The sequence below is a fragment of the Bradyrhizobium sp. AS23.2 genome (genome assembly GCF_001908185.1).
In the GTDB taxonomy this organism is placed as follows: Bacteria; Pseudomonadota; Alphaproteobacteria; order Rhizobiales; family Xanthobacteraceae; genus Bradyrhizobium.
The window spans coordinates 1-20,194 of the sequence record NZ_LGHM01000081.1; the positions used below are offsets into that span (position 1 = coordinate 1).

The window sequence follows — 20,194 nt, forward strand, 5'->3', positions numbered from 1 at the left end:
CGCGCAGGGCGCAGTTGTCGGCATTCGGCGAGCGGCTGCGGCAGGATCCACCCCGCTGGACCGAGCCGCCGCGCGGGCTCGTTGCGAACTTCCGCTATGGCGAGCTCTCGCCGGCGGACTTCCCGGTGCTGGCCTGGAAGAAAGCCGTGACTGCTGCGATGGCGCGTAAGCCCGAGCGGCTCGCCTATGACGATCCCTGCGGCGCGCTGCGGCTGCGCACGGCGCTTCAGGGCTACTTGTGGCGATCGCGCAGCATACGCTGCGACGTCGACCAGATCGTCGTGGTGAACGGCTCGCAGCAAGGCCTCGACATCTGCGCGCGCCTGCTGCTCGATGCCGGCGACCGCTTCGTGATGGAGGATCCCGGCTACCAGATGGCGCGGCACACTTTTGCGGCGACGGGCGCCGAGGCGATGCCGATCCCGGTCGACGCGGAGGGCCTTCAGACCGGGCGGCTCGATGGCATCAAGGCCCGCCTCGCCTATGTGACGCCGTCACATCAATATCCGCTCGGCGGCGTCATGCCGATCGGGCGCCGGCACCAATTGCTCGGCTGGGCCAGGAAGAACGACGCTTACGTGATCGAGGACGATTACGACAGCGAGTATCGTTACGACGCCAAGCCGATCCCGCCGCTGCATGCGCTGGAGAGCAGCGACAACGTGATCTATCTCGGGACCATCTCCAAGACGCTCTCCCCGACCTTGCGGATCGGCTACCTGGTCGTACCGTCCGGGCTGCGCAACCTGTTCGCCGCTGCCAAGCAGATCATGGACCGGCACACCCCGCTCATCGAACAGGACGCCCTCGCCGCGATGCTGGAGAGCGGCGCTTATGAGAGCCATGTCAGGCGCGTGCGCCGGCGCAACGCCGAACGCCAGCGGGCGCTGCTCGGTTCGCTGCGCCGCCGGTTTGGAGATCGCGTCAGGATCGACGGCGCGGCCGCCGGCTTGCACGTGGTGGCGTGGTTCGATGATCTGCCGCAGAAGCGCGAGGATGCCTTGATCAAGGCGGCCCGCGCAAAGGGCGTTGGCATCTATCCCATCTCGGCCCTGTTCGACAGCCGCCCGACAGGCAACAGACGAACGCGGACGACGGTTGGCCTCGTCATGGGCTTTTCGGCGCTGGAGATTGCCCAGATCGAGCGCGGCTGCAAGCTTCTGGCGCAGGCCATCGACGAACTGGACTGACGAAATCGTTCACAACTGGCAGTTTGTTGCAGTCCAGATTCCGGCTATCTCCGCACCGACACCGGAGATAGCCATGTACATCCCTCCCGCCTTCAAAGACGACGACATCGAGAGCATCCGGGCGACCATCCGGAGTGCGCGCCTCGCCAGCCTGATGACCGCCACCACCGAGGGGCCGGTCGCCACCCCACTCCCCCTCTTCCTCGACGAGAGCGAGGGCGAGCATGGCGTGCTGTACGGGCATGTGGCCAAGGCCAACCCGCAATGGCAGCTACCCCCGATCGGAAACGCGCTGGCGATCTTCAGCGGCCCCGACGCCTATGTGACGCCGTCCTGGTACGCGACCAAGCAGGAGACTGGAAAGGTCGTGCCGACCTGGAATTACATCGCGGTCCATGCCTATGGCCCGGTGGAGTTCTTCCAGGAACCGGAGCGCTTACTCGATGCGGTGACGCGCCTGACGAACAGGCACGAAGGGGCGCGCGCGAATCCCTGGGCCGTCAGTGAGGCCCCCGCCGATTTCATCGCCGCGCAATTGCGCGGGATCGTAGGCGTGCGCATTCCCGTCGTACGGTTCGAGGGCAAGCGCAAGATGAGCCAGAACCGCCCCGAAGCCGACCGCGTCGGCGTCGCAGCTGGGCTGGCGGCAAGCGACAACGCGCATGATCGCGAGGTTGCGCCCTTGATCCCGCTTCCAGCGTGACGCGCTCGCGCGCACTGAAACGGGACACCGCGTCAGGCTTCGGTCTCCTTGCGCCGGCGCTGGGCGTATTCAGCTCCCCACCCGAGGCCGAGCGTCACGGAGACCAGCGAGCCGAGCAGCACGCCGAACTTCGCTGCATTCAGCAGCTTGTCGTCCGTGAACGCGAGCATGGCGATGAAGATCGACATGGTGAAGCCGATGCCGGCCAGGAGCCCGACGAGACAGACACCAGCCCATGAAACGTCTGGCGCCAATCGGCACCAACCTGTGCGCACCGCAAGCCACGTCGCGCCGATCACCCCGATCGGCTTTCCCGCGCACAGAGCGAGTGCGACGCCGAGCGTCACGAACTGCGCGCCGTCGCTGAGTTCCGTGCCGGTGAAATTGACACCGGCATTCGCTAGCGCGAACAGCGGCATGATCCCGTAGGCGACCCAGGGATGCAGCGCAGTCTGAACGCGGACGACGGGCGGCACAATCTCAGGACGGGCCGACCGCACCGGTGTCATCAGGCCAAGCACAACGCCTGCAAGCGTTGGATGAACGCCGGCGATGAGAAGGCCCGCCCAGACGATGAACGCCGGCGGAATGTAGGCGAACGCGGAGGCCAGGCCGAGCCACTGAAAGCCAAACGCGATCAGAACGCCGAGCGATGCGACGGCAAAGCCGTTGAGATCCAGCCCGCTGGTGTAGAACAGCGCGATGATGACCACTGCGACGATGTCGTCAATGATGGCAAGCGCCAGCAGAAATACCCGGACGTTGGCGGGGATCGATCGCCCCAGCAGCGCGAGCACACCGACGGCGAACGCGATGTCGGTTGCGGTGGGTATTGCCCAGCCCTGGCCGCGCGCGGCAACGCTGTTGAAGCTCAGGTAGATCAGCGCGGGAACAACGACACCGCCCAAGGCGGCAAGCACCGGCAGAATGGCCTGATCGAATTTGCTGAGCGCACCCTCGTGAATCTCGCGGCGGATCTCCATGCCGACGACGAGGAAGAACACCGTCATCAGCGCGTCGTTGATCCAGAAGTGCAGCGATCTGACGAAGACGAACTCGCCGAGGCGAAGGGAAATCGGCAGGTTCCAGAGGTCGTGATACGCGTGAGCAAAGGGCGAGTTGGCCCACAGCAAGGCAGCGGCCGCAGCCACCAGCAGCACGGCACCGCTGACAGCCTCGACATGCAGGAAATGCTGAAGTGTGGCGAGGGCTCGCTCGACGAAAGGTTGGGTTTTGGACAGGTCCCTGCCCGGCAGCTGATCGTTCATGGGCGCACGCTTTCTGCGTGGCGGCCCGACCATCGCTTGACCTGTCGCTGCCCCAAAGCAGCGATCACCCGGGAGTGTTCTACACGGCAACGAGATTAAGGCAACCCACTCCGCTTCGCGCCTATCGCGAAAGCGGCGACGATATCGCAGCCGTGTCACGATGGATTGCTACATCGACGATATCAGGAACGAGCGCTCCAATCCGAGGCGCCGGCGCTGTCATAGCGCCCGCGCAAGCTTTGGGAACGATAACGTCGTTCCTGAGTTTGGTGTGTCCTGGAGGAACGCATGAATCACGTCACCTATTGCGCCGGCTGCGGCCACGGCATGGTCCCCATCCTGTCCAAAAAGGGGGCGACACAGCCCAGCTGCTTCTGGTGCGAAGGCGTTGACGCGCGGACGATGGAAATGGCGAAGTGGGCGGACAGCCCGACAGGCAAGCCCGAACGGGCCGCGCTTCAGTCGTTCGACTGAGCTTCGGGTGCTCTACGAAACGCCTGACCGCACGCTGCAGGACATGCGTCCCTTGCGCACCGAAGGAAAGCCGGTCGGATATCTGTACGGCTAGAGCGTTTTCGAGCGAAGTGGATACCGGTTCGCGTAAAGAAGAAAACCCGTCAAAACAAGAATCTAGAGCCCCGTTCCGATTCCATCGGAACAGGAATGGCTCTAGGCGCTGGCTCTACTCCGCCGCCTGCCGCACATGGCGTGCGGTCGGTGTGCGCATGGTGACGAGCTCTTCGGCCGCGGTCGGATGCAGCGCAATCGTCGCGTCGAAATCGGCCTTGGTCGCCCTCATCTTCACCGCGATCGCGACCGCCTGGATGATTTCGGCGGCGGCATCGCCGACGATGTGGCAGCCGAGCACACGGTCTGAGGCACCGTCGACGACGAGCTTCATCAGCACGCGGGTATCGCGGCCAGACATCGTCGCCTTGATGGGACGGAACGTCGCCTTGTAGACGTCGACGTGACTGAATTGCGCGCGCGCCTCGGTCTCGGTGAGGCCGACGGTGCCGACCTCCGGCTGCGAGAATACGGCGGTCGGGATGTTGGCGTGATCGACCCTCACCTCGCGCTTGCCGAACACGGTGTCGGCGAAGGCATGGCCCTCGCGGATTGCGACCGGCGTCAGGTTGAAGCGATGGGTGACGTCGCCGATCGCGTAGATGCTGTCGACCGAGCTCCTGGAGAAACCATCCACCGCGATGCCGCCGTTCTTCGGATTGATGGCGACGCCGGCCTTCTCAAGGCCGAGATTGGCGACGGCGGGATGGCGGCCGATCGCGAACATCACCTGGTCGGAAGCGACGCTCGACCCGTTTGACAGATGCGCGGTAAATTCATTGCCATGGCGATCGACCTTGGTCACCGTGCAGCCGGTGAGAATGGTGATACCCTGCTTTTCCATCTCGCTGCGGACATGGGTCCGGACATCCTCGTCGAAACCGCGCAGGATGTTGTCGCCGCGATAGATCACGGTGACGTCAGAGCCGAAGCCGGCGAAGATGCCGGCGAATTCCAGCGCGATGTAGCCGCCGCCCTGGATCACGATACGCTTCGGCAGATGCTTCAGATGGAACGCCTCGTTGGAGGAGATCACGTGCTCGATGCCGGGGATGGCAGCGCCGTGGTTGGGCGCGCCGCCGGTGGCGATGAGAATGTACTTTGCCGCGACCTTCCTGTTGTTCTCGAGCAGGCGGATAGTGTGCCTGTCCTCGATCACCGCGCGGCTCTTGACGACCTGTGCGCCCGACTTCTCGACATTGGCGGTGTAGGCCGCCTCGAGCCGCGCGATCTCCTTGTCCTTGTTGGCGATCAGCGTCGGCCAGTCGAAGGTGACGGGCGGAACTGTCCAGCCGAACCCTGCGGCGTCCTCGAGCTCGTGACGAAAATGCGAGCCGATCACGAACAGCTTCTTCGGCACGCAGCCGCGGATCACGCAGGTCCCGCCCATGCGGTACTCTTCGGCGATCATCACGCGCGCGCCGTAACCGGCCGCGATGCGGGCGGCACGCACGCCGCCCGAACCACCACCGATGACGAAGAGGTCGACGTCGAATTCAGCCATTGTCCACTCCGACCTCTAGAGCATGATCCGGTAGCGCAAAGTCTGCGGCGGTCGTCCCTCGCGACAAACGCGAATCGCGCTTGCGCGGAGATCATGCTCAAATGACAACCTAAAGCGCGATGACGCGCTTTAGGGATTTCTGATCAGATAGTGTCTGTCAGATGTCCTTGCCACGCTTGCGCATCTCGGCGCGGAAGGCACCCATCACGGTCTCGGTGAAATTCTGGGCCCAGGAATTCATGAAGGCCATGCTCAGTCCGATAGCCTTGGGTTCAGCCGTGATCAGCTTCTGGCCGAGCGGCGACTTGTAAAAGGTGACGAGATCCTTCAGCTCCTGCTCGGTGAACTCGCTGGCATAGACCTGCGCCATGCCTTCGGTGATCTCCTTCTCGCGCCCGGCGAGCTGCTGGGCGACGATCGGCGCCACCTCGTTGAGGTCCTTCTGGTAGTTGAGGTTCTGCTGGATCAGCGCAACCTTGGTCTTCTCGACCATGCCCGGCACGGCATTGGCGTACATGGCGCTGGCGTTCTTCAACGTCAGGATCTCCTTGGCCGCAGCGATGGCGGCCGGAGACGATTTCGGCGGAGTCCCCTGCTGCGCGATGGCGGGAGCTGCCGAAATGAACAACCCTACCGCAAGGGCCGCGGCCGGCAAGAATTTCAAAACGCTCTTCATTCCTAGTCTCCTTTCGGCTTTCGCCGTTCAATCACGCGGATTCCCTCGCCACCCGCCAGAACAGCCGAGCTGGCCAAGCCGATGAACAACCCATGCTCGACTACGCCGGGGATCGCGCTCAACGCCTTGGCGAGGCTGGGGGGATCCTCAATCCGTCCGAGCTGGGCATCGACGATCCAGTGGCCGCCATCGGTGACGAAAACGTGGCCATCCCTGGCCTTGCGGACCGCCATTTGCCCGGAAACGCCGCATTCCGCAAATGCCTTCTCGATCGCCCGGCGCGTCGCGCCAAGCCCGAACGGGACGACTTCGACCGGCAGCGGAAAGCGGCCGAGCGTCGGCACCCATTTGGTGTCGTCGGCAATCACGATCATGCGATCCGAGGCGGCCGCGACGATCTTCTCGCGCAGCAGCGCGCCGCCCCCGCCCTTGATGAGGTTGAGCGCCGGATCGATCTCGTCGGCACCGTCCACGGTGATGTCGAGATGGTCGATCTCGTCCAGCGTTGTCAGCGGCACGCCGCAACGCTCCGCGTCGGCGCGGGTCGCCTCGGAAGTCGGCACGCCGATCACCTTGAGCCCGGCGCGCACGCGCTCGCCGAGCAGTTCGACGAAATGCTTGGCGGTCGAGCCGGTGCCGAGCCCGAGCTGCATGCCGTCACGCACCTCCTCGAGCGCGCGCGCCGCAGCCTGCCGCTTCAACTGGTCCATGTTCACGTTTGCGCCCGCCTTTGAATTCACGAAGGTGCCGTCGATATAGGCCGCTTTCGGCGGCCTATGTAGCCTCGTTTTTCCCCGGAGAACAGGGTCCGGGGACCAGGCCTATTAACTGATCTTATGGCCCCGCCCCTTGCGCCGGTACGGCCGGGCCGGTAGCGCTTTCGACATGACCTCCCGTCACACCATCGTCTTCGATCTCGACGGCACGCTCGTGGATACGGCGCCCGACCTGATCACCGCGCTGAACTACGTGCTCGACCGCGAAGGGCTGCCGCCCGTGCCGATGCAGACGGCCCGCAACATGATCGGCGCCGGTGCCCGCAAGCTGATCGAGCGGGGGCTGGAGGCCGAGGGCCGCACGGTCACCGTTGCAGGGATGGACCGGATGACGGCGGATTTCATCGCCTATTATGCCGACCATATCGCCGTCGAATCCCGTCCCTTCGAGGGGCTCGAGGCGGCGCTCGACCAGTTTGCGGCGCAGGGCCATCGGCTGGCAGTCTGCACCAACAAGCTGGAATGGCTGTCGAAGCGGCTCCTGGACCAGCTCGGCCTGAGCCGGCGCTTCGCGGCGATCTGCGGCGCAGACACCTTTGGGGTCCAGAAGCCGGACCCCACCATTTCCGGCAGACGGTGGCGAGGGCCGGCGGGGAGCTGAAGGCCAGCATCATGGTCGGCGATGCCGGAACCGATGTCGGGGTCGCCCGGCGAGCCGGGGTGCCCGTGATCGGGGTCAGCTTCGGCTACACTGACGTGCCGATTGCCGAGCTGAAGCCGGACCGTCTGATCCATCATATGCGCGACCTGCCGGCCGCCGCCAGCAGCCTGATGTCGGCTTAGCCACACAAGTCGCTGACAACGCTTGGTTATTTTAGAGAACCCTGCATTAACCATCTACTAACTATGCATATCCCGCCGGTTGCCTGCCCCAGGCGACGCCCCTAAGGTCCGGCCGGGGATGTGGCGGTTCGTCGCAGTCGAAGTGGATGGTTCATGCGTCGTGTCATCGCGATTGCGCTAGCGGGAGCGAGCGCTTTAGGGGCAACAAGTCTTGGCGGCTGCTCCTCAATGTCCTGGGACATGTTCAAATCCGCGCCGCCGACGGTCCAGGTCCAGATTGAATCCAGTCCTCCGGGCGCTGATGCCAAGACCTCGCTCGGTCCGGGCTGCAAGACCCCCTGCTCCGTATCGGTTCCCGCGCCCGACGCTCCCTTCACCGTCAGCTACGCTCTCCCCAAGTACCAGCCCGCGAGCGTGCCGGTGAACGTGATCAGGAATCCCGGCGATTTCACCACGCCCGCCTCGGTCGCCACCGACCCGAACCCGGTCTTCGCGGAGCTTCAGCCAGCCACCCCGCCGAAGCCGGTCCGCAAACCGCACCGGCCCAGAAAGCCGAAACCGGCTGCAGCAGCGCCCGCCACCGCGCCAGCCGAGGCTGCAGCGGCCGCGGCCTCGCCCTTCCCCGACCCGAATGCGGGCACGCGCTGACCTCGGTATCGACCCGATTGTCCTTGGCGCGTCCGATGCTTAAATTGCTTCCAGAGCACCACTGAAGCAAAGGTGCGCCCGTCGCCGTAAGTGACAAGGCATTTGGTATGAACGGATCTTCCGCGAGCCCCCGCGCCGCGCTGTCGAGCGCCATGACCGATCCGTTCGGGCGGACCATCTCGTACTTGCGCGTCTCGGTCACCGACCGCTGCGACCTGCGCTGTTTCTACTGCATGTCGGAAGACATGACGTTCCTGCCCAAGGCGGACCTTTTGACGCTGGAGGAACTCGACCGGCTCTGCTCGGCCTTCATCGCCAAGGGCGTGAAGAAGCTGCGGCTCACAGGCGGCGAGCCGCTGGTCCGGCGCAACGTGATGACGCTGGTCCGCTCGCTGTCGCGTCATTTGACGAGCGGTGCGCTGAACGAGCTGACGCTGACGACCAACGGCACGCAGCTCGCCAAACATGCAAATGAGCTCGCCGATTGCGGCGTCCGCCGCATCAACGTCTCGCTCGACACGCTCGATCCCAGGAAGTTTCGCGAGATCACGCGCTGGGGCGAGATCGACAAGGTGCTCGAGGGCATCGAGGCCGCGCGCGCCGCAGGCCTTAGCGTGAAGATCAACGCGGTGGCGCTGAAAAACCTCAACGAGGACGAGATCCCCGAGCTGATGCGCTGGGCCCACGGCAAGGGCATGGGGCTAACGCTGATCGAGGTGATGCCGATGGGCGAGATCGGATCGGGACGGCTCGACCAGTATCTGCCGCTGTCGCTGGTACGCGCGCGCCTCGCCCAGCAGTTCACGCTGACGGATCTGGCCGAGAGCACCGGCGGGCCGGCGCGCTATGTCAGCATCGCCGAGACCGGCGGCAAGCTCGGCTTCATCACGCCGATGACCCATAATTTCTGTGAATCCTGCAACCGGGTGCGCATCACCTGCACCGGGACGCTGCATACCTGCCTCGGCCACGAAGATGCCTCCGATTTGCGCAAACCTTTGCGGGCATCGAGCGATGACGTGCTGCTTGCGGATGCGATCGACCGCGCCATCGGGCTGAAGCCCAAGGGCCACGACTTCATCATCGACCGCCGCCACAACCGCCCCAGCGTTAACAGGCACATGAGCGTCACCGGCGGCTGACGATTCGCCACTCCCCCGCCAACCTAAGCTTTTGACCGCGCGTCAATTTGCCCATTTTCCGATTGACGGCACGCAAGCCCGCTGATTTGGTGCGACCGCCTTTGCTTGCCCGGCAGCAATAAGCCGGCCTGCCCCTTTGGCGGTCGCGGTCAAGACGGCAAGGCACGAGGGGAGGACTGACGCCGTAATCGCTCCGGAAAACGAGCCGTGTGGCCGCGTGCATCAGCATGCGGGCGGAGCGATGCGCGCCGATGCCTCCCGTGAAGTCCAAAGCGCGATGAGACGAGGATGAATCATCATCGCGCCCCGGGTTGTTGTTCGAGCATGATCTCTTCGGAAAACCGCTTCACACTTTTCCGGATGATGCTCATGGCTGCGACGGAGAGAAAGTAAGATGCGTCCATTGCTGGCGGTGAGCAACGCCATCGACCTCCTCAATGAGAAGGTCGGCTACGTCTGTAATCTTCTCGTGCTCCTGGCGTGCCTGGTCAGCGCGGTCAACGCCATGATCCGTTATGCCTTCAGCTACTCCTCGAACGGCTGGCTGGAGCTGCAATGGTACATGTTCGCGATCCTCGTGATGTTCGGCTCCGCCTACACCTTCAAGCGCAATGAGCATGTGCGGGTCGAGCTCTTCTATTTGACATTGTCCGAGCGCGGCCAGCTCTGGCTCGACATGATCGGAACGCTGTTCTTCCTGATCCCCTCCTGCCTTCTGCTCGCCTATCTGTCCTGGCCGTTCTTCATGCAGGCCTATGACGTCGGCGAGATGTCGGGCAACGCCGGCGGCCTGATCCGCTGGCCCATCAAGTTCGTGATTCCCGCCGGCTTCGTGATGCTGGCGCTCCAGGGTGTTTCCGAAGTCATCAAGCGTATCGCGGCTCTCCAGGGCTATGTGACGATCGACGCCAAGTACGAGAGGCCGACCCAATGATTACGCTGGAGATGATGCCGCCGTTGATGTTCGGCGGCCTGGTTCTGGCGATGCTGATCGGCTTCCCCGTCGCGTTCACGCTGGCGGCGGTCGGCCTTTCCTTCGGCTTCCTCGCCATCCATCTCGGGTTCTTCGACCTCAACTTCCTCCAGGCGATTCCCGGCCGCGTGTTCGGCAGCGTGCTCTCCAACGAGCTGTTGCTGGCGATTCCCTTCTTCACCTTCATGGGCGCCATATTGGAGAGATGTGGGCTGGCCGAGGATATGCTGGATTCGATGGGCCAGTTGTTCGGCCCGGTCCGCGGCGGCCTCGGCTATTCCGTGATCATCGTCGGCTTCATCCTCGGCGCCATCACCGGCACGGTGGCGGCGCAGGTCATAGCCATGGCGCTGATCTCGATGCCGATCATGATCCGCTACGGCTACAACATGCGCTACATCACCGGTGTGCTCGCGGCCTCCGGCACGATCACGCAGCTGGTACCGCCCTCGCTGGTGCTGATCGTGCTCGCCGACCAGCTCGGCAAGTCGGTCGGCGACATGTATCTCGGCGCCTGGGGCCCTCGGTGTTCCAGATCCTCCTGTTCGCCGGCTACACCTTCGTCCTCGGCCTGATCAAACCAAGCCACGTGCCGCCGGTGCCACTGGAAGCGCGTAGGCTGACCGGCTGGGCGCTGTGGAAGAAGTGCCTGATGGGCATCATCCCCTCGGCCGTGCTGATCTTCGTCGTGCTTGGCACCATGATGATGGGCCTTGCGACCCCGACGGAAGCCGGCGCCATGGGCGCGGTCGGCGCCATCGTGCTCGCGGCGATCCACCACAAGGACTTCACCTCGACCGACCGCAAAGTGCTGATCATCGGCGTGATCGCGGCCGGCATCGGCACCATCGTCGCGATGCTGTTCACTGAGAACCTGATCTTCAAGATCGCGTTCGCCGTGACTTATCTGGCGGTAGCCTGGATCTGCATCTCGGCCGCGCGCATCCCCGACCTGCGCGACCTCATCAAGCAGGGCTACGAGTCCACCATGCGCCTCACCTGCATGGTCACCTTCATCCTGATCGGCTCGACCTGCTTCTCGGTGGTGTTCCTGGGCGTCTCCGGCGGTGTCTGGCTCGAGCACCTCCTGACCTCGCTGCCCGGCGGTGTCTGGGGCTTCCTGATCTTCATCAACCTCTTCATCTTCTTCCTGGCGTTCTTCCTCGACTTCTTCGAGATCGCCTTCATCATCCTGCCGATGATCGCGCCGATCGCGCAGAAGATTCTGGGACCCGTCGTCGGCGACGGACCGGCCCTGATCTGGTTCGGCGTGATGCTCTGCGTCAACATGCAGACCTCGTTCCTGCATCCGCCGTTCGGCTTCGCGCTGTTCTACCTGCGCGGCGTGGCGCCGAAGGAAGTGAAGAGCTCGGACATCTATTGGGGCGCGATGCCCTGGATCGGCCTTCAGATGATCATGGTGCTCATCGTGATCGCGTTCCCGATCACGGTGACGGGCCTCCTGGACAAGCCGGTCAATGTCGACCTCGACAAGGTCAAGATCGAGGTGCCGCAGATCGACCTGCCGCCGCTGGATCTCGGCCCGCCGCAGAAGTAGCGGACGCTAGCGCCGTCATGTTCCGCTCTGGCGGGGCATGACGCGCGCGCCGGCGCGCGTGACAAGCGCCGGCAACACGGGCATACCGGGCCATTCTCCAACCTATGGGCCGCCGCGCATGCCTCGATCGCACACCGCTCCGTCACTCGTTGGCTCGTTAATCGCATCGCTCTGGCTGGCATGTGCTGCAACCGTGGCGCATGCCGAGCCCAATGCTAATGCCATGGCCGATATCCATGCGCTCGCGCAACAGGAGCAGCAGCCGCTGCTCGACACGCTGCGCGATCTCGTCAGCATCGAATCCGGCAGCAAGGACATCGACGGCCTGAACCAGATCGCCGAGCGCGTTGCCGGCCAACTCAGGCAGCTCGGCGGCACAACGGAGATTCTGCAGCCCACCGACATCTATCGCCTCGACGATACGCCCGAGAAGATCGGCCCGGCCGTGCACGCGGTCTTCAAGGGCACCGGCAGCAGGAAGATCATGCTGATCGCCCACATGGACACGGTGTACCTGAAGGGCATGCTGAAGGACCAACCGTTTCGCATCGACGGCGACAAGGCCTACGGCCTCGGCATTGCCGACGACAAGCAGGGCGTCGCGCTCATTCTCCATATCGTGGCGTTGCTGCAGAAGCTGAACTTCAGGGATTACGGCACGCTCACGGTGCTCACCAACGGCGACGAGGAGATCTCATCGCCCGGCTGGCGCAGCACCATTACCCGACTGGCCTCCGATCAGGACGTCGTGTTCTCGTTCGAAGGCGGCGGCACCGACGGCACGCTGCGCCTCGCCACCAGCGGCATCGGCTCGGCCTATCTCACGGTGCACGGCAAGTCGTCGCATGCGGGCGCAAGGCCCGAGGGCGGCGTCAATGCGCTGTACGAGCTCTCGCACCAGGTGCTGCAGATGAAGGACCTGTCCAAACCCGAGCAGGGCCTGAAGCTGAACTGGACCGTCTCCAGGTCCGGCACCAATCGCAACGTGATCCCTGCCGACGCCACGGCCCAGGCCGATGCGCGTGCGCTCAAGGTGGCGGATTTCGACGAACTGGAGAAGGCGCTGCAGGACAGGATCAGGAACCGCCTGCTGCCCGACTCCAAGGTCGAGCTGAAATTCGAGGTGCGTCGGCCGCCGCTCGAAGCCAACGACGCCTCGCGCCGCGTGGCGGCGTACGGCAAGACGATCTATCAGGAACTCGGAACGTCCCTCAAGGTCGACGAGAAGGCGACCGGAGGCGGCACCGACGCCGCGTTTGCCGCGCTCAAGACCAAGGGAGCCGTGGTGGAAGGCATGGGCCTGTCAGGCTTCGGCGCGCATTCCAACGATGCCGAATATGTGCAGATCAACAGCATCGTGCCTCGTCTCTATCTGGCCACGCGCATGATCATGGACTTGTCCACCGGCAAGCTGAAATAGCCGCCCCTCGCCGCGTCTGGCGGATTTGCAAACGAAAGACCCCGGCTTGCGCGCCGGGGTTTTCTTGCCGTTGCATTTGCTCGGCGGTCAGCTTTGGCCAGGGGAACAATCGGCTCCCTCCGCCAGCCTGAACCGCAGCGCGAACTCGGCGCCGCCGCCGGGGAGGTTCTCCACCGCGACTGTCGCGGCGTGATCGTCGGCGACGCCGCGCACGATCGACAGGCCCAGGCCCGCGCCGTCGCTGCGCTGGCGGTCGCGGCGCCAGAAGCGCTGGAAGATCAGCTCGCGCTCGGCTTCCGCGATTCCCGGGCCGCAATCGCGCACGCGCACCACACCGTCGTCACCCACCTCGACGTCGACCGACGTGTCCTTTGCGGTGAACTTGATGGCGTTTTCGGCGAGGTTGAAGATCGCGCGCTGGAGCATCTCGGAATTGCCGTGGATCAGCACCGGCGCGTCGGTGCCCTTGAGCGCGATATCCTTGTGCTGCGCGATCGCAAACGGCGCGATCGAACCGACCACCTCGGCACAGACGGCGCGCAAATCCGCGGTCTCGCCGGGATCGAGCACCAAGGTGTCGAGCTCGGCGATCTCGAGGAGCTGGGCGACGATGCGGCTCATGGCTTCGATGTCGGCATGCAGCGCCTGCCTTGCCGCACAGTCGCCGAGTGTCTCGATCCGCGTACGCAGGATCGCGAGCGGCGTGCGCAATTGATGCGCGGCATCCGCCGTGAACTGCCGCTGCACCCGAAAGCCGTCTTCGAGGCGATCGAGCGCCTGGTTCACGGCGGTGACGAGTGGCATGATTTCGCGCGGGATCTGCTCCGTCGGCAGGCGAATGTCGGTGCGCGCCGGACCGATATTGCTGGCCTCCTCCGACGCCTTCCATAGCGGCGCGATCGCGCGGCGGAAGATGATAATGTCGGTGGCAAGCAGGATCAGCAGGATCGGGATGGTGATCCACCCCACGCGGCGGAAGAAGTTCGAGATGATGTCATCGGTAATCACGTCGCGATGGGACAGATCCTCCGCCACCTGAATGCGAACCGTCGTGCCGCCGATCGTCTTGGTGACGTCGGCGCCGGAAATCGTCTCTGATTCAGCTTCATCAGTCTTCCTGTGCGACGAGAACAGCAAGCGACCGCCGGCATCGCGGATGTCGTACTGGTAGCGGCCATAGGCTTCCGAATAGAGACCTCGAAGACTATCGGGCAGGTTGAACGTCACCTTGCCGTCGGGCTGGACGGCGATGCGCTCCGCGAGCGTCTCGGCCTGGGCTCGCATCGCAGCCCGATGCAGCTGGTCGATCTCGGAGTTGAGCAGCCAGAACAGCACCAGCGGCAGGAAGATCGCAACCACCGCAACCGCCACGATGTGCAGGAACACGATCCGCCAGATCAGCGATTTGAACGTCGGAGATCTGGCATAGGTCCCGGCATAGGATCCGACATGGGAGCCGACCTGGGCCACACTATTTCTCCTCGGCCATCAGATAGCCGACGCCGCGTATGGTGTGGATCACGACCCTGGCACCGTGCTCGGCGAGCTGCTTGCGCAGCCGCGAGACATACACCTCGACCGCGTTGGAGGCGACCTCGCCTTCGAGCCCGAAGATGTGGTCCTCGACGTTCTTCTTCGGCACCACCCGCCCCTGCCGGCGCAGCAGAATCTCCAGCACAGAGGTCTCGCGCGCGGAGATGATGCGTGGCTGGTCGTCGACGAAGATCTGGCGGCTTTCGGTGTCGTAGACGAGGTTGGCCAGGTGAAGCGAGCGGCCGAGCAGCTGGCCCGGCCGGCGCAGGATCGCCTCCAGCCGCGCCACCAGTTCCTCCATCGCGAACGGCTTTGCGAGATAGTCGTCGGCGCCGCTGCGCAGGCCGTTGACACGGTCCTGCAAGCCGCCGCGCGCGGTCAGCACCAGGACCGGCAGCGGCTCCATCTGCCGGCGCAGCTCGCGCAGCACCGACAGGCCGTCGCCGTCGGGAAGGCCTAGGTCGAGAATCATCGCGGCGTAGCTGACGCTGCGCACCGCCTCGCGGGCCTCGGCCGCGCTGCTCACGATGTCGCTCTCGTAGCCGGCCGCCGACAGCCCGCTGGCCACGAGCCGCGAGAGCTCGGCATTGTCCTCGACGATCAGAAGGCGCATCGCATTCCCGCCGGCTACCCGGTGTCACCACACGGCTCGCGCCGCATCTTCGCTCTCTTCCACCATTCGGGGCGCCTCGGCCAGCGAAAAAGCAGCAGGCGCGCCGGTCACCCCTGCCCTGTCAGGTTCGTGTAAGCCGATCGGGCGCGCGCTCATAAGGCCGAGGGCGGCTGCATGAATCCCGGCTCAATCTAAGGAGCATCCGAGACGCGCGCGAACGGATTGCCGTATACGGAATAGGCCAACCAGGTCAGTTCCTTCCGGTTCTTGGCTGCCTCGCGAGCGGTCCTGACGGCATCCACCAGCGCATTTCCCTCCTTGAGCGACCGATAAAACGCCTCGGCAAAGCTGTAAGCGAGCTTGTCGTCGACCGACCAAAGCGCTCCGACCAGCGCGCCCGCGCCGAGCTCGGAGTACGGTCGCAGGAATGCATCGACAAAACCGGCGACACCTCCGCCGATGCCACGTCCCGCGCGCCCGGTCTGACAGGCATTGATGAAAATAGTTGGCCTCGGTCCGCTCTCCGCGAAACGGGCAACGACCTTGACCTGGTCCGCCGACAGCGGGTCCTGCGCAAAAGTGCCGTCCACGTTGGAGCCCGTCATCAACAGGTCGGCCGTCATCACCGCCCGCTGCGCCGCCTCGCCATGGCAGGCGAAGTGCAGGACGTCGCATTCCCTGGCGTCTTTCTGGAGGAAGCGGGTCACCGAGATGCTGTCGGGCGTCACCGCGCGGGGGCTGCCGAACAGCTTGGCCAGCATCTGGCGTTCGGCATCGGCGCCTTCGAGGCGCAGTCCGGGATCGAGATAGGCCGGGATCACGTAATTGATGCGATCATTGCGCATGGCGAGTTGCGGACCAGGCCATGGCGTGCTGTGCAGCCAGCGGACCAGCCCCCATTCCGCCAGGAAGCCCTTCCCGTCCGGTCCTGACTTCCTATCGTTGATGTAGAGCAGCTCCCAGGGAATGAACGGCTCCTCGGAGATAACCTGGATCGCGCGGATCGCATCGCGATGGGCCCACAATGCCTCGCGGACCTTGTCCGGCAACAACTCGTTTGCCATGACGATTCCGTTCGCCTGCAGGCGCGACAGGAACTGGTCATACAACCGGTTCGTCGCGAGCCAGGAGCTCTCGATCCCCTTGAAGATCTCCGAAACGTAGACATCGCGCGAGAAACCGCCGGGAAGGGTGCGCGACTCCGAAACCGCGATATTCGGATCGACGCAGGCAAGATCGAAGCGCAGCGTCACCTTGCCGCTCTCCACGATCTCGTAGATCCTCAGCACCGCCGGCTCGTCGGGATGTGCCGCCATGGCCAATCCGACCTGGCTCCGGCGCAAGGTCTTGCTGTCTGCATCGACGAACACCGGGGCCAGGGCAAATGACGCGAGGATGCGCGGGCCCTGCCGTGCTTCAACGAGGATATCGGCCGCACCTTCCGCGGCTCCCTCCACGACGAACCGTAGCGACTCCGCCCTCTGATCCCTGGGCATGTCGATCTCGGCACTGGTTTCACCGATGACCCTGCAATTCTTGCGCGCAATGACTTCGACAACGATGGCGCGCGCCGTGTCGACGTTCACCGGAGCATCCGAGGCGGCCGAGGCCGGACTTTCGGCGGCCTGAATTTTCTGACGGGAGACCGTGACGAACAGCGGGACCGGCTTCTTCGGCGGTGGATGAGACTCGATCTCCGCTGCAAAATAGCAAGCGGCGGTTCGTGATCCCGGGGACGTCGACGCCGACGGCGCCTCACCAGCAGCAGGCGCCTCCCTTGGCTCAGCCGGCGCAGCCGAAGCAGTTCCACGCGTTCGCGTCCGCCGCAATGTGAGAGTGTCCGACATGGAGTCAGATCGGGGGCTCTCCACATCGTCAGTAGCCAACGTGGTTTCAAGCGGGCTTTCGACAATGGACGCCGCTCCCCGCCGCGACCGCCGCGGTGGTGCCTGCTGCAGATCGATTTGTTCTGGGATGCTGTTGAGACGAGGTGCGCCAAGACCCAGCCACTTACTCAATTTCGACGGAACGACATCTGTCGCAAAGTACGTGGTGTGAAAGACGTCGTCCGTATTGCCGAAGGCAAATGTCGCGTCGTCCGCAAGGCGCGAGGTGCGGGTTCCGAACGAGGTCATCGAGGCCGTATCCACCACCAGATCGTTGTCGAGCTGGAACAGGCGATTGGTCACGCGATCGGCAATGAAGTCGGCGAACTCCTTCGTCACGCCCTTGCCGGGCGCGACCTGCGCGACAAAGTTCGACGTGATCGCATAATAGGCCGCGAGTTTCTCGAGCGGACCGTCCGCTCCGTTCAACTCCCTGACGAGGTCGCTTGTGGGACGCATGGCGGCAAGTCCGGGCACCCGGCGCTCGTCAATGGCGACTTCTGAAAATGCCTGGACGAAGCGGCCGACAGTCTTGATCCCCTGCGCTACGATGGGGCTCAGCACAGCCCCTCCTGCCAGGTACGAAACCGCCCGGACGCCGGCCATGATCCCGTTGGTATAAAGATCGATCATCGCCGCCCAATTCTCGGGTTCGGCAAGATGCGTTCCGGCATTCGTACAGCCGACAAAGATGGCCTTGCCAAGCCGGATGTCCGGTCGCTTGTCTGCAAGCAGACCTTCGACAACGCGATAGACCAGTCCGCCGCGGCTGTGAACGACGGTGTCGATCGAGGAATTCTCTGGAATACCCAGAGCCTGCAGCGCGGCAAAAAGAGCGACCGCATTTTCGCTGGGAGTTGCGGTCAGGGTCTTGTGGTCGAAGCCGAGCACGGCGTCGTAGTGTTCGTTGGCTTTCGAAAGGAACGCGTGCCCGCTCTCAGAACCGGCAAGCTGCGCGAAGCCGCTGGCCGTCGAGGAGAACGTGCCGTGCACCATGAGCAGAATTTTCAACGGGCGATCTTGCGGCAATCGCGGCCGCGCCGATCGACCCGGTGTCCATGCTGCCGGATCGAGCCCGGCTATCGACACGATGCCCTCTTCCCTGTCCCCCTCGATATAGTCGGTCGCCGCATCGATGGCCGTCCTGGCGACAAACTTCAGCACATAGGCGCGGACCGGATCGATCAGCTTGTCGGAAACCCAGTCAAGAACCGGACCGCGCTTGCCGCTCGCGGTGGGGACTCCGCGGGCCGAGCCTCTCGTCCCGGCCGTCAGCGGGAAAACCAGAACTTGCGCGCCGGCACGTTGCCGCGACGGTTGACCGGCCTGCAACGGATAAGTCCAGGCATAGACACCGCCTGCCCCCTCGATCAGGACCATCGCTCTTTCGGACGGGCCGACCTCGACCTCGATCTGCGTGGGCGTCTGCGCGTCCCGTCGCAGGGCACGCGTTCCCGGGCGCGTCGGCACCATTTCAACTTCGGCCGCGATGGTGAAGTCCGACGACGACAACGCCCTCCTGAGGTGATCGGTGCCGCTCATCTGGCTGGCGGTCCCGCGGCGAAATCCCCGGCGGACAGGACCGTCCTGAACGACCCTGACCTCAACATCGTCGGGACTTCGAACCACGATCCCGTTCGCCACTTCGAGTGCAGCCATGTCTTCGCCCCTGTCCAGACGACCCTTTTCGTCACGCCCTCATGTGCCGCTGGGAGGCTCCTGCGCGCCCCCCCCCATCGGCGTGAGGTCAAGGTTTGACTATCGGCTGAGACGCCGGCGCCGCCCAGCCGAGCAAATTGCCATCAAGTGCCGACGACTTCCGGATCAGCTTGTTGGATTCGATGTAGGCTTCTGCAGTCGACGGCACGAGATATCCCATGACGAAGCCGAGCACGCCGAAAAGAACAACGATAAAGGTGTATACCGACCAGGAGATGGGCGGCGCGTCCAGACCGAAATGTACGGTCACCAACGTGAAGCCGATGAGCAGGCAGAGCATGACAGATGCCATGACCACTGCATGGGTCCCGCCGTCCCTCAGCCTCGCCTCGTGATAGTCCAGTCCATCGGCCCTCAGCCGAACGTCGAGTAGGATGCTCAGGACCACCGTGTTGACCAGGAAAATCAGGGAAAACAGCGAACTCGCCGCGAACGGATGACTCTTCGCCAGCCAGCCTTCCGCTATCGGAATTGTGATGTAGGTCATGAAGAGTACAGCGTTGCCCGCCACATAGGAGAGCGCCCCGAAAACCACGTAAGAGCTCCAGGGCAACGCGTATAGCGAGGGACGTGCAAAATTTGTCGAGGCCTTCGGATAGATCGCAAAGAAGATCGAGATCGTCAGGGCAACGGCGTGCGCGAGGGAGGAGAGGCCTCCGGCCAGCGAACCAACTGCAAACTTCCCGCCCAGATGGAGGAAGAACAGCGGCGCGACGGAGATCACGAAGTCGAGGACAAAGATTATCACGAGTGGCGCAAACGGCAGCGCCTGGGGGGAAAACGATCTGATATCCGAAGCTGGCAATCAGCTCGATGCGGGAGTCGCGCCTGTCGACGACCGACAACGTCGCCTCGGCCAACCGACGCTGGTACGCGACCCGCAAATCTTCGCATTCCTCAGCGATGAAGTCGGAAATCTCGAGCACCAACTCCTGCGCATCGACATCCGACACCATGATGTCTTCCGTCAGCAGGAGTGCCCGGGCCGACCGCCGCAGCATTCGCCGATATTGCCTCTCCATCTCGTCAAAGGCGGCTTTCCGCGCGCGGAAAAACCTCGCGAAGCGCTTATTGCCGCGCAGCTCGACGAAACTGGTATGAAGGGAAGCGACCTGCTTGATCATGGTCGCCGCGCCGGCGGCGAGCACCTCGTCGTCGTGATTGAGCGCCTTCTCGATCAACCTGGCGGGGACGCCATATCCTTCTAGCTCACGCTGCAGCTCCGGCTTGGCCCG

General features: G+C 64.0%; 16 protein-coding genes and 2 pseudogenes. 10 read left to right on the plus strand and 8 right to left on the minus strand.

From position 1 onward, the window contains the following. Both pdxR and AC630_RS18375 read left to right on the plus strand, forming a co-directional pair. Positions 1-1,190 (plus strand): MocR-like pyridoxine biosynthesis transcription factor PdxR (gene pdxR / locus AC630_RS18370; protein WP_245330437.1); only part of this gene is annotated, 1,190 nt, incomplete at its 5' end. A 73-nt stretch (positions 1,191-1,263) separates the two neighbouring features. Beyond that, a complete protein-coding gene (locus AC630_RS18375) occupies positions 1,264-1,893 on the plus strand; it encodes an FMN-binding negative transcriptional regulator (protein WP_074119905.1) in 630 nt (209 codons plus the stop codon). A 32-nt stretch (positions 1,894-1,925) separates the two neighbouring features. On the opposite strand, the gene nhaA is transcribed toward AC630_RS18375, so the two are convergent. Next, complete coding sequence (gene nhaA, locus AC630_RS18380; protein ID WP_074119926.1) at positions 1,926-3,161, minus strand: Na+/H+ antiporter NhaA; 1,236 nt, start codon at positions 3,159-3,161, stop codon at positions 1,926-1,928. A 288-nt stretch (positions 3,162-3,449) separates the two neighbouring features. Here nhaA and AC630_RS18385 point away from each other — a divergent pair, with 288 nt between their 5' ends. Then, positions 3,450-3,635 (plus strand): hypothetical protein, encoded by a 186-nt coding sequence (locus tag AC630_RS18385; RefSeq protein WP_074119906.1) that lies wholly within the window; start codon positions 3,450-3,452, stop codon positions 3,633-3,635. Between the two features lie 208 nt (positions 3,636-3,843). On the opposite strand, the gene gor is transcribed toward AC630_RS18385, so the two are convergent. The 3 genes from gor to rpiA form a co-directional block, all read right to left on the minus strand. Beyond that, the gene (gene gor, locus AC630_RS18390) at positions 3,844-5,232 is read right to left on the minus strand and encodes a glutathione-disulfide reductase (protein ID WP_074119907.1); all 1,389 of its coding nucleotides are present in this window, start codon (positions 5,230-5,232) and stop codon (positions 3,844-3,846) included. Between the two features lie 157 nt (positions 5,233-5,389). Further along, positions 5,390-5,908, minus strand: coding sequence for a DUF2059 domain-containing protein (locus AC630_RS18395; RefSeq protein ID WP_074119908.1), 519 nt, complete (start codon positions 5,906-5,908; stop codon positions 5,390-5,392). A 2-nt stretch (positions 5,909-5,910) separates the two neighbouring features. Next, positions 5,911-6,624: a ribose-5-phosphate isomerase RpiA gene (gene rpiA / locus AC630_RS18400; RefSeq protein WP_143198137.1), complete on the minus strand. Its 714-nt coding sequence runs from the start codon at positions 6,622-6,624 to the stop codon at positions 5,911-5,913. A 169-nt stretch (positions 6,625-6,793) separates the two neighbouring features. On the opposite strand from rpiA, the pseudogene AC630_RS18405 reads away from it, so the two are divergent. The 6 genes and pseudogenes from AC630_RS18405 (at position 6,794) to AC630_RS18430 (ending at position 13,208) form a co-directional block, all read left to right on the plus strand. Then, a pseudogene (locus tag AC630_RS18405) lies at positions 6,794-7,467 on the plus strand (HAD family hydrolase). Between the two features lie 153 nt (positions 7,468-7,620). Further along, the gene (locus AC630_RS18410) at positions 7,621-8,115 is read left to right on the plus strand and encodes a hypothetical protein (protein WP_074119910.1); all 495 of its coding nucleotides are present in this window, start codon (positions 7,621-7,623) and stop codon (positions 8,113-8,115) included. Positions 8,116-8,222: 107 nt separating this feature from the next. Continuing rightward, positions 8,223-9,257 (plus strand): GTP 3',8-cyclase MoaA, encoded by a 1,035-nt coding sequence (gene moaA, locus AC630_RS18415; protein ID WP_074119911.1) that lies wholly within the window; start codon positions 8,223-8,225, stop codon positions 9,255-9,257. 394 nt (positions 9,258-9,651) lie between these two features. Continuing rightward, positions 9,652-10,191, plus strand: coding sequence for a TRAP transporter small permease subunit (locus AC630_RS18420; protein WP_074119912.1), 540 nt, complete (start codon positions 9,652-9,654; stop codon positions 10,189-10,191). Further along, positions 10,188-11,788, plus strand: a pseudogene (locus tag AC630_RS48075) (TRAP transporter large permease). The gene AC630_RS18420 and the pseudogene AC630_RS48075 overlap by 4 nt, the downstream one beginning before the upstream one ends. A gap of 118 nt (positions 11,789-11,906) precedes the next feature. Beyond that, positions 11,907-13,208 (plus strand): M20/M25/M40 family metallo-hydrolase, encoded by a 1,302-nt coding sequence (locus tag AC630_RS18430; RefSeq protein WP_074119927.1) that lies wholly within the window; start codon positions 11,907-11,909, stop codon positions 13,206-13,208. Positions 13,209-13,295: 87 nt separating this feature from the next. Here AC630_RS18430 and AC630_RS18435 read toward each other — a convergent pair whose 3' ends face one another. The 4 genes from AC630_RS18435 to AC630_RS18450 form a co-directional block, all read right to left on the minus strand. Continuing rightward, on the minus strand, positions 13,296-14,678 hold the full coding sequence (locus tag AC630_RS18435) for a sensor histidine kinase (RefSeq protein ID WP_074119913.1): 1,383 nt from the start codon (positions 14,676-14,678) through the stop codon (positions 13,296-13,298). Between the two features lies 1 nt (position 14,679). Next, positions 14,680-15,354 carry a response regulator transcription factor gene (locus tag AC630_RS18440; RefSeq protein ID WP_074119914.1) on the minus strand — a complete coding sequence of 225 codons (675 nt, stop codon included), beginning with the start codon at positions 15,352-15,354 and terminating at the stop codon, positions 14,680-14,682. A gap of 191 nt (positions 15,355-15,545) precedes the next feature. Further along, the gene (locus AC630_RS18445) at positions 15,546-18,899 is read right to left on the minus strand and encodes a DUF7379 domain-containing protein (protein WP_083636309.1); all 3,354 of its coding nucleotides are present in this window, start codon (positions 18,897-18,899) and stop codon (positions 15,546-15,548) included. 88 nt (positions 18,900-18,987) lie between these two features. Further along, positions 18,988-19,764, minus strand: a complete 777-nt coding sequence (locus tag AC630_RS18450; RefSeq protein WP_143198135.1) for a hypothetical protein — start codon at positions 19,762-19,764, stop codon at positions 18,988-18,990. 205 nt (positions 19,765-19,969) lie between these two features. Here AC630_RS18450 and AC630_RS18455 point away from each other — a divergent pair, with 205 nt between their 5' ends. Further along, positions 19,970-20,167, plus strand: a complete 198-nt coding sequence (locus AC630_RS18455) for a hypothetical protein (protein ID WP_074119917.1) — start codon at positions 19,970-19,972, stop codon at positions 20,165-20,167. The last annotated feature ends 27 nt before the right edge of the window (positions 20,168-20,194 follow it).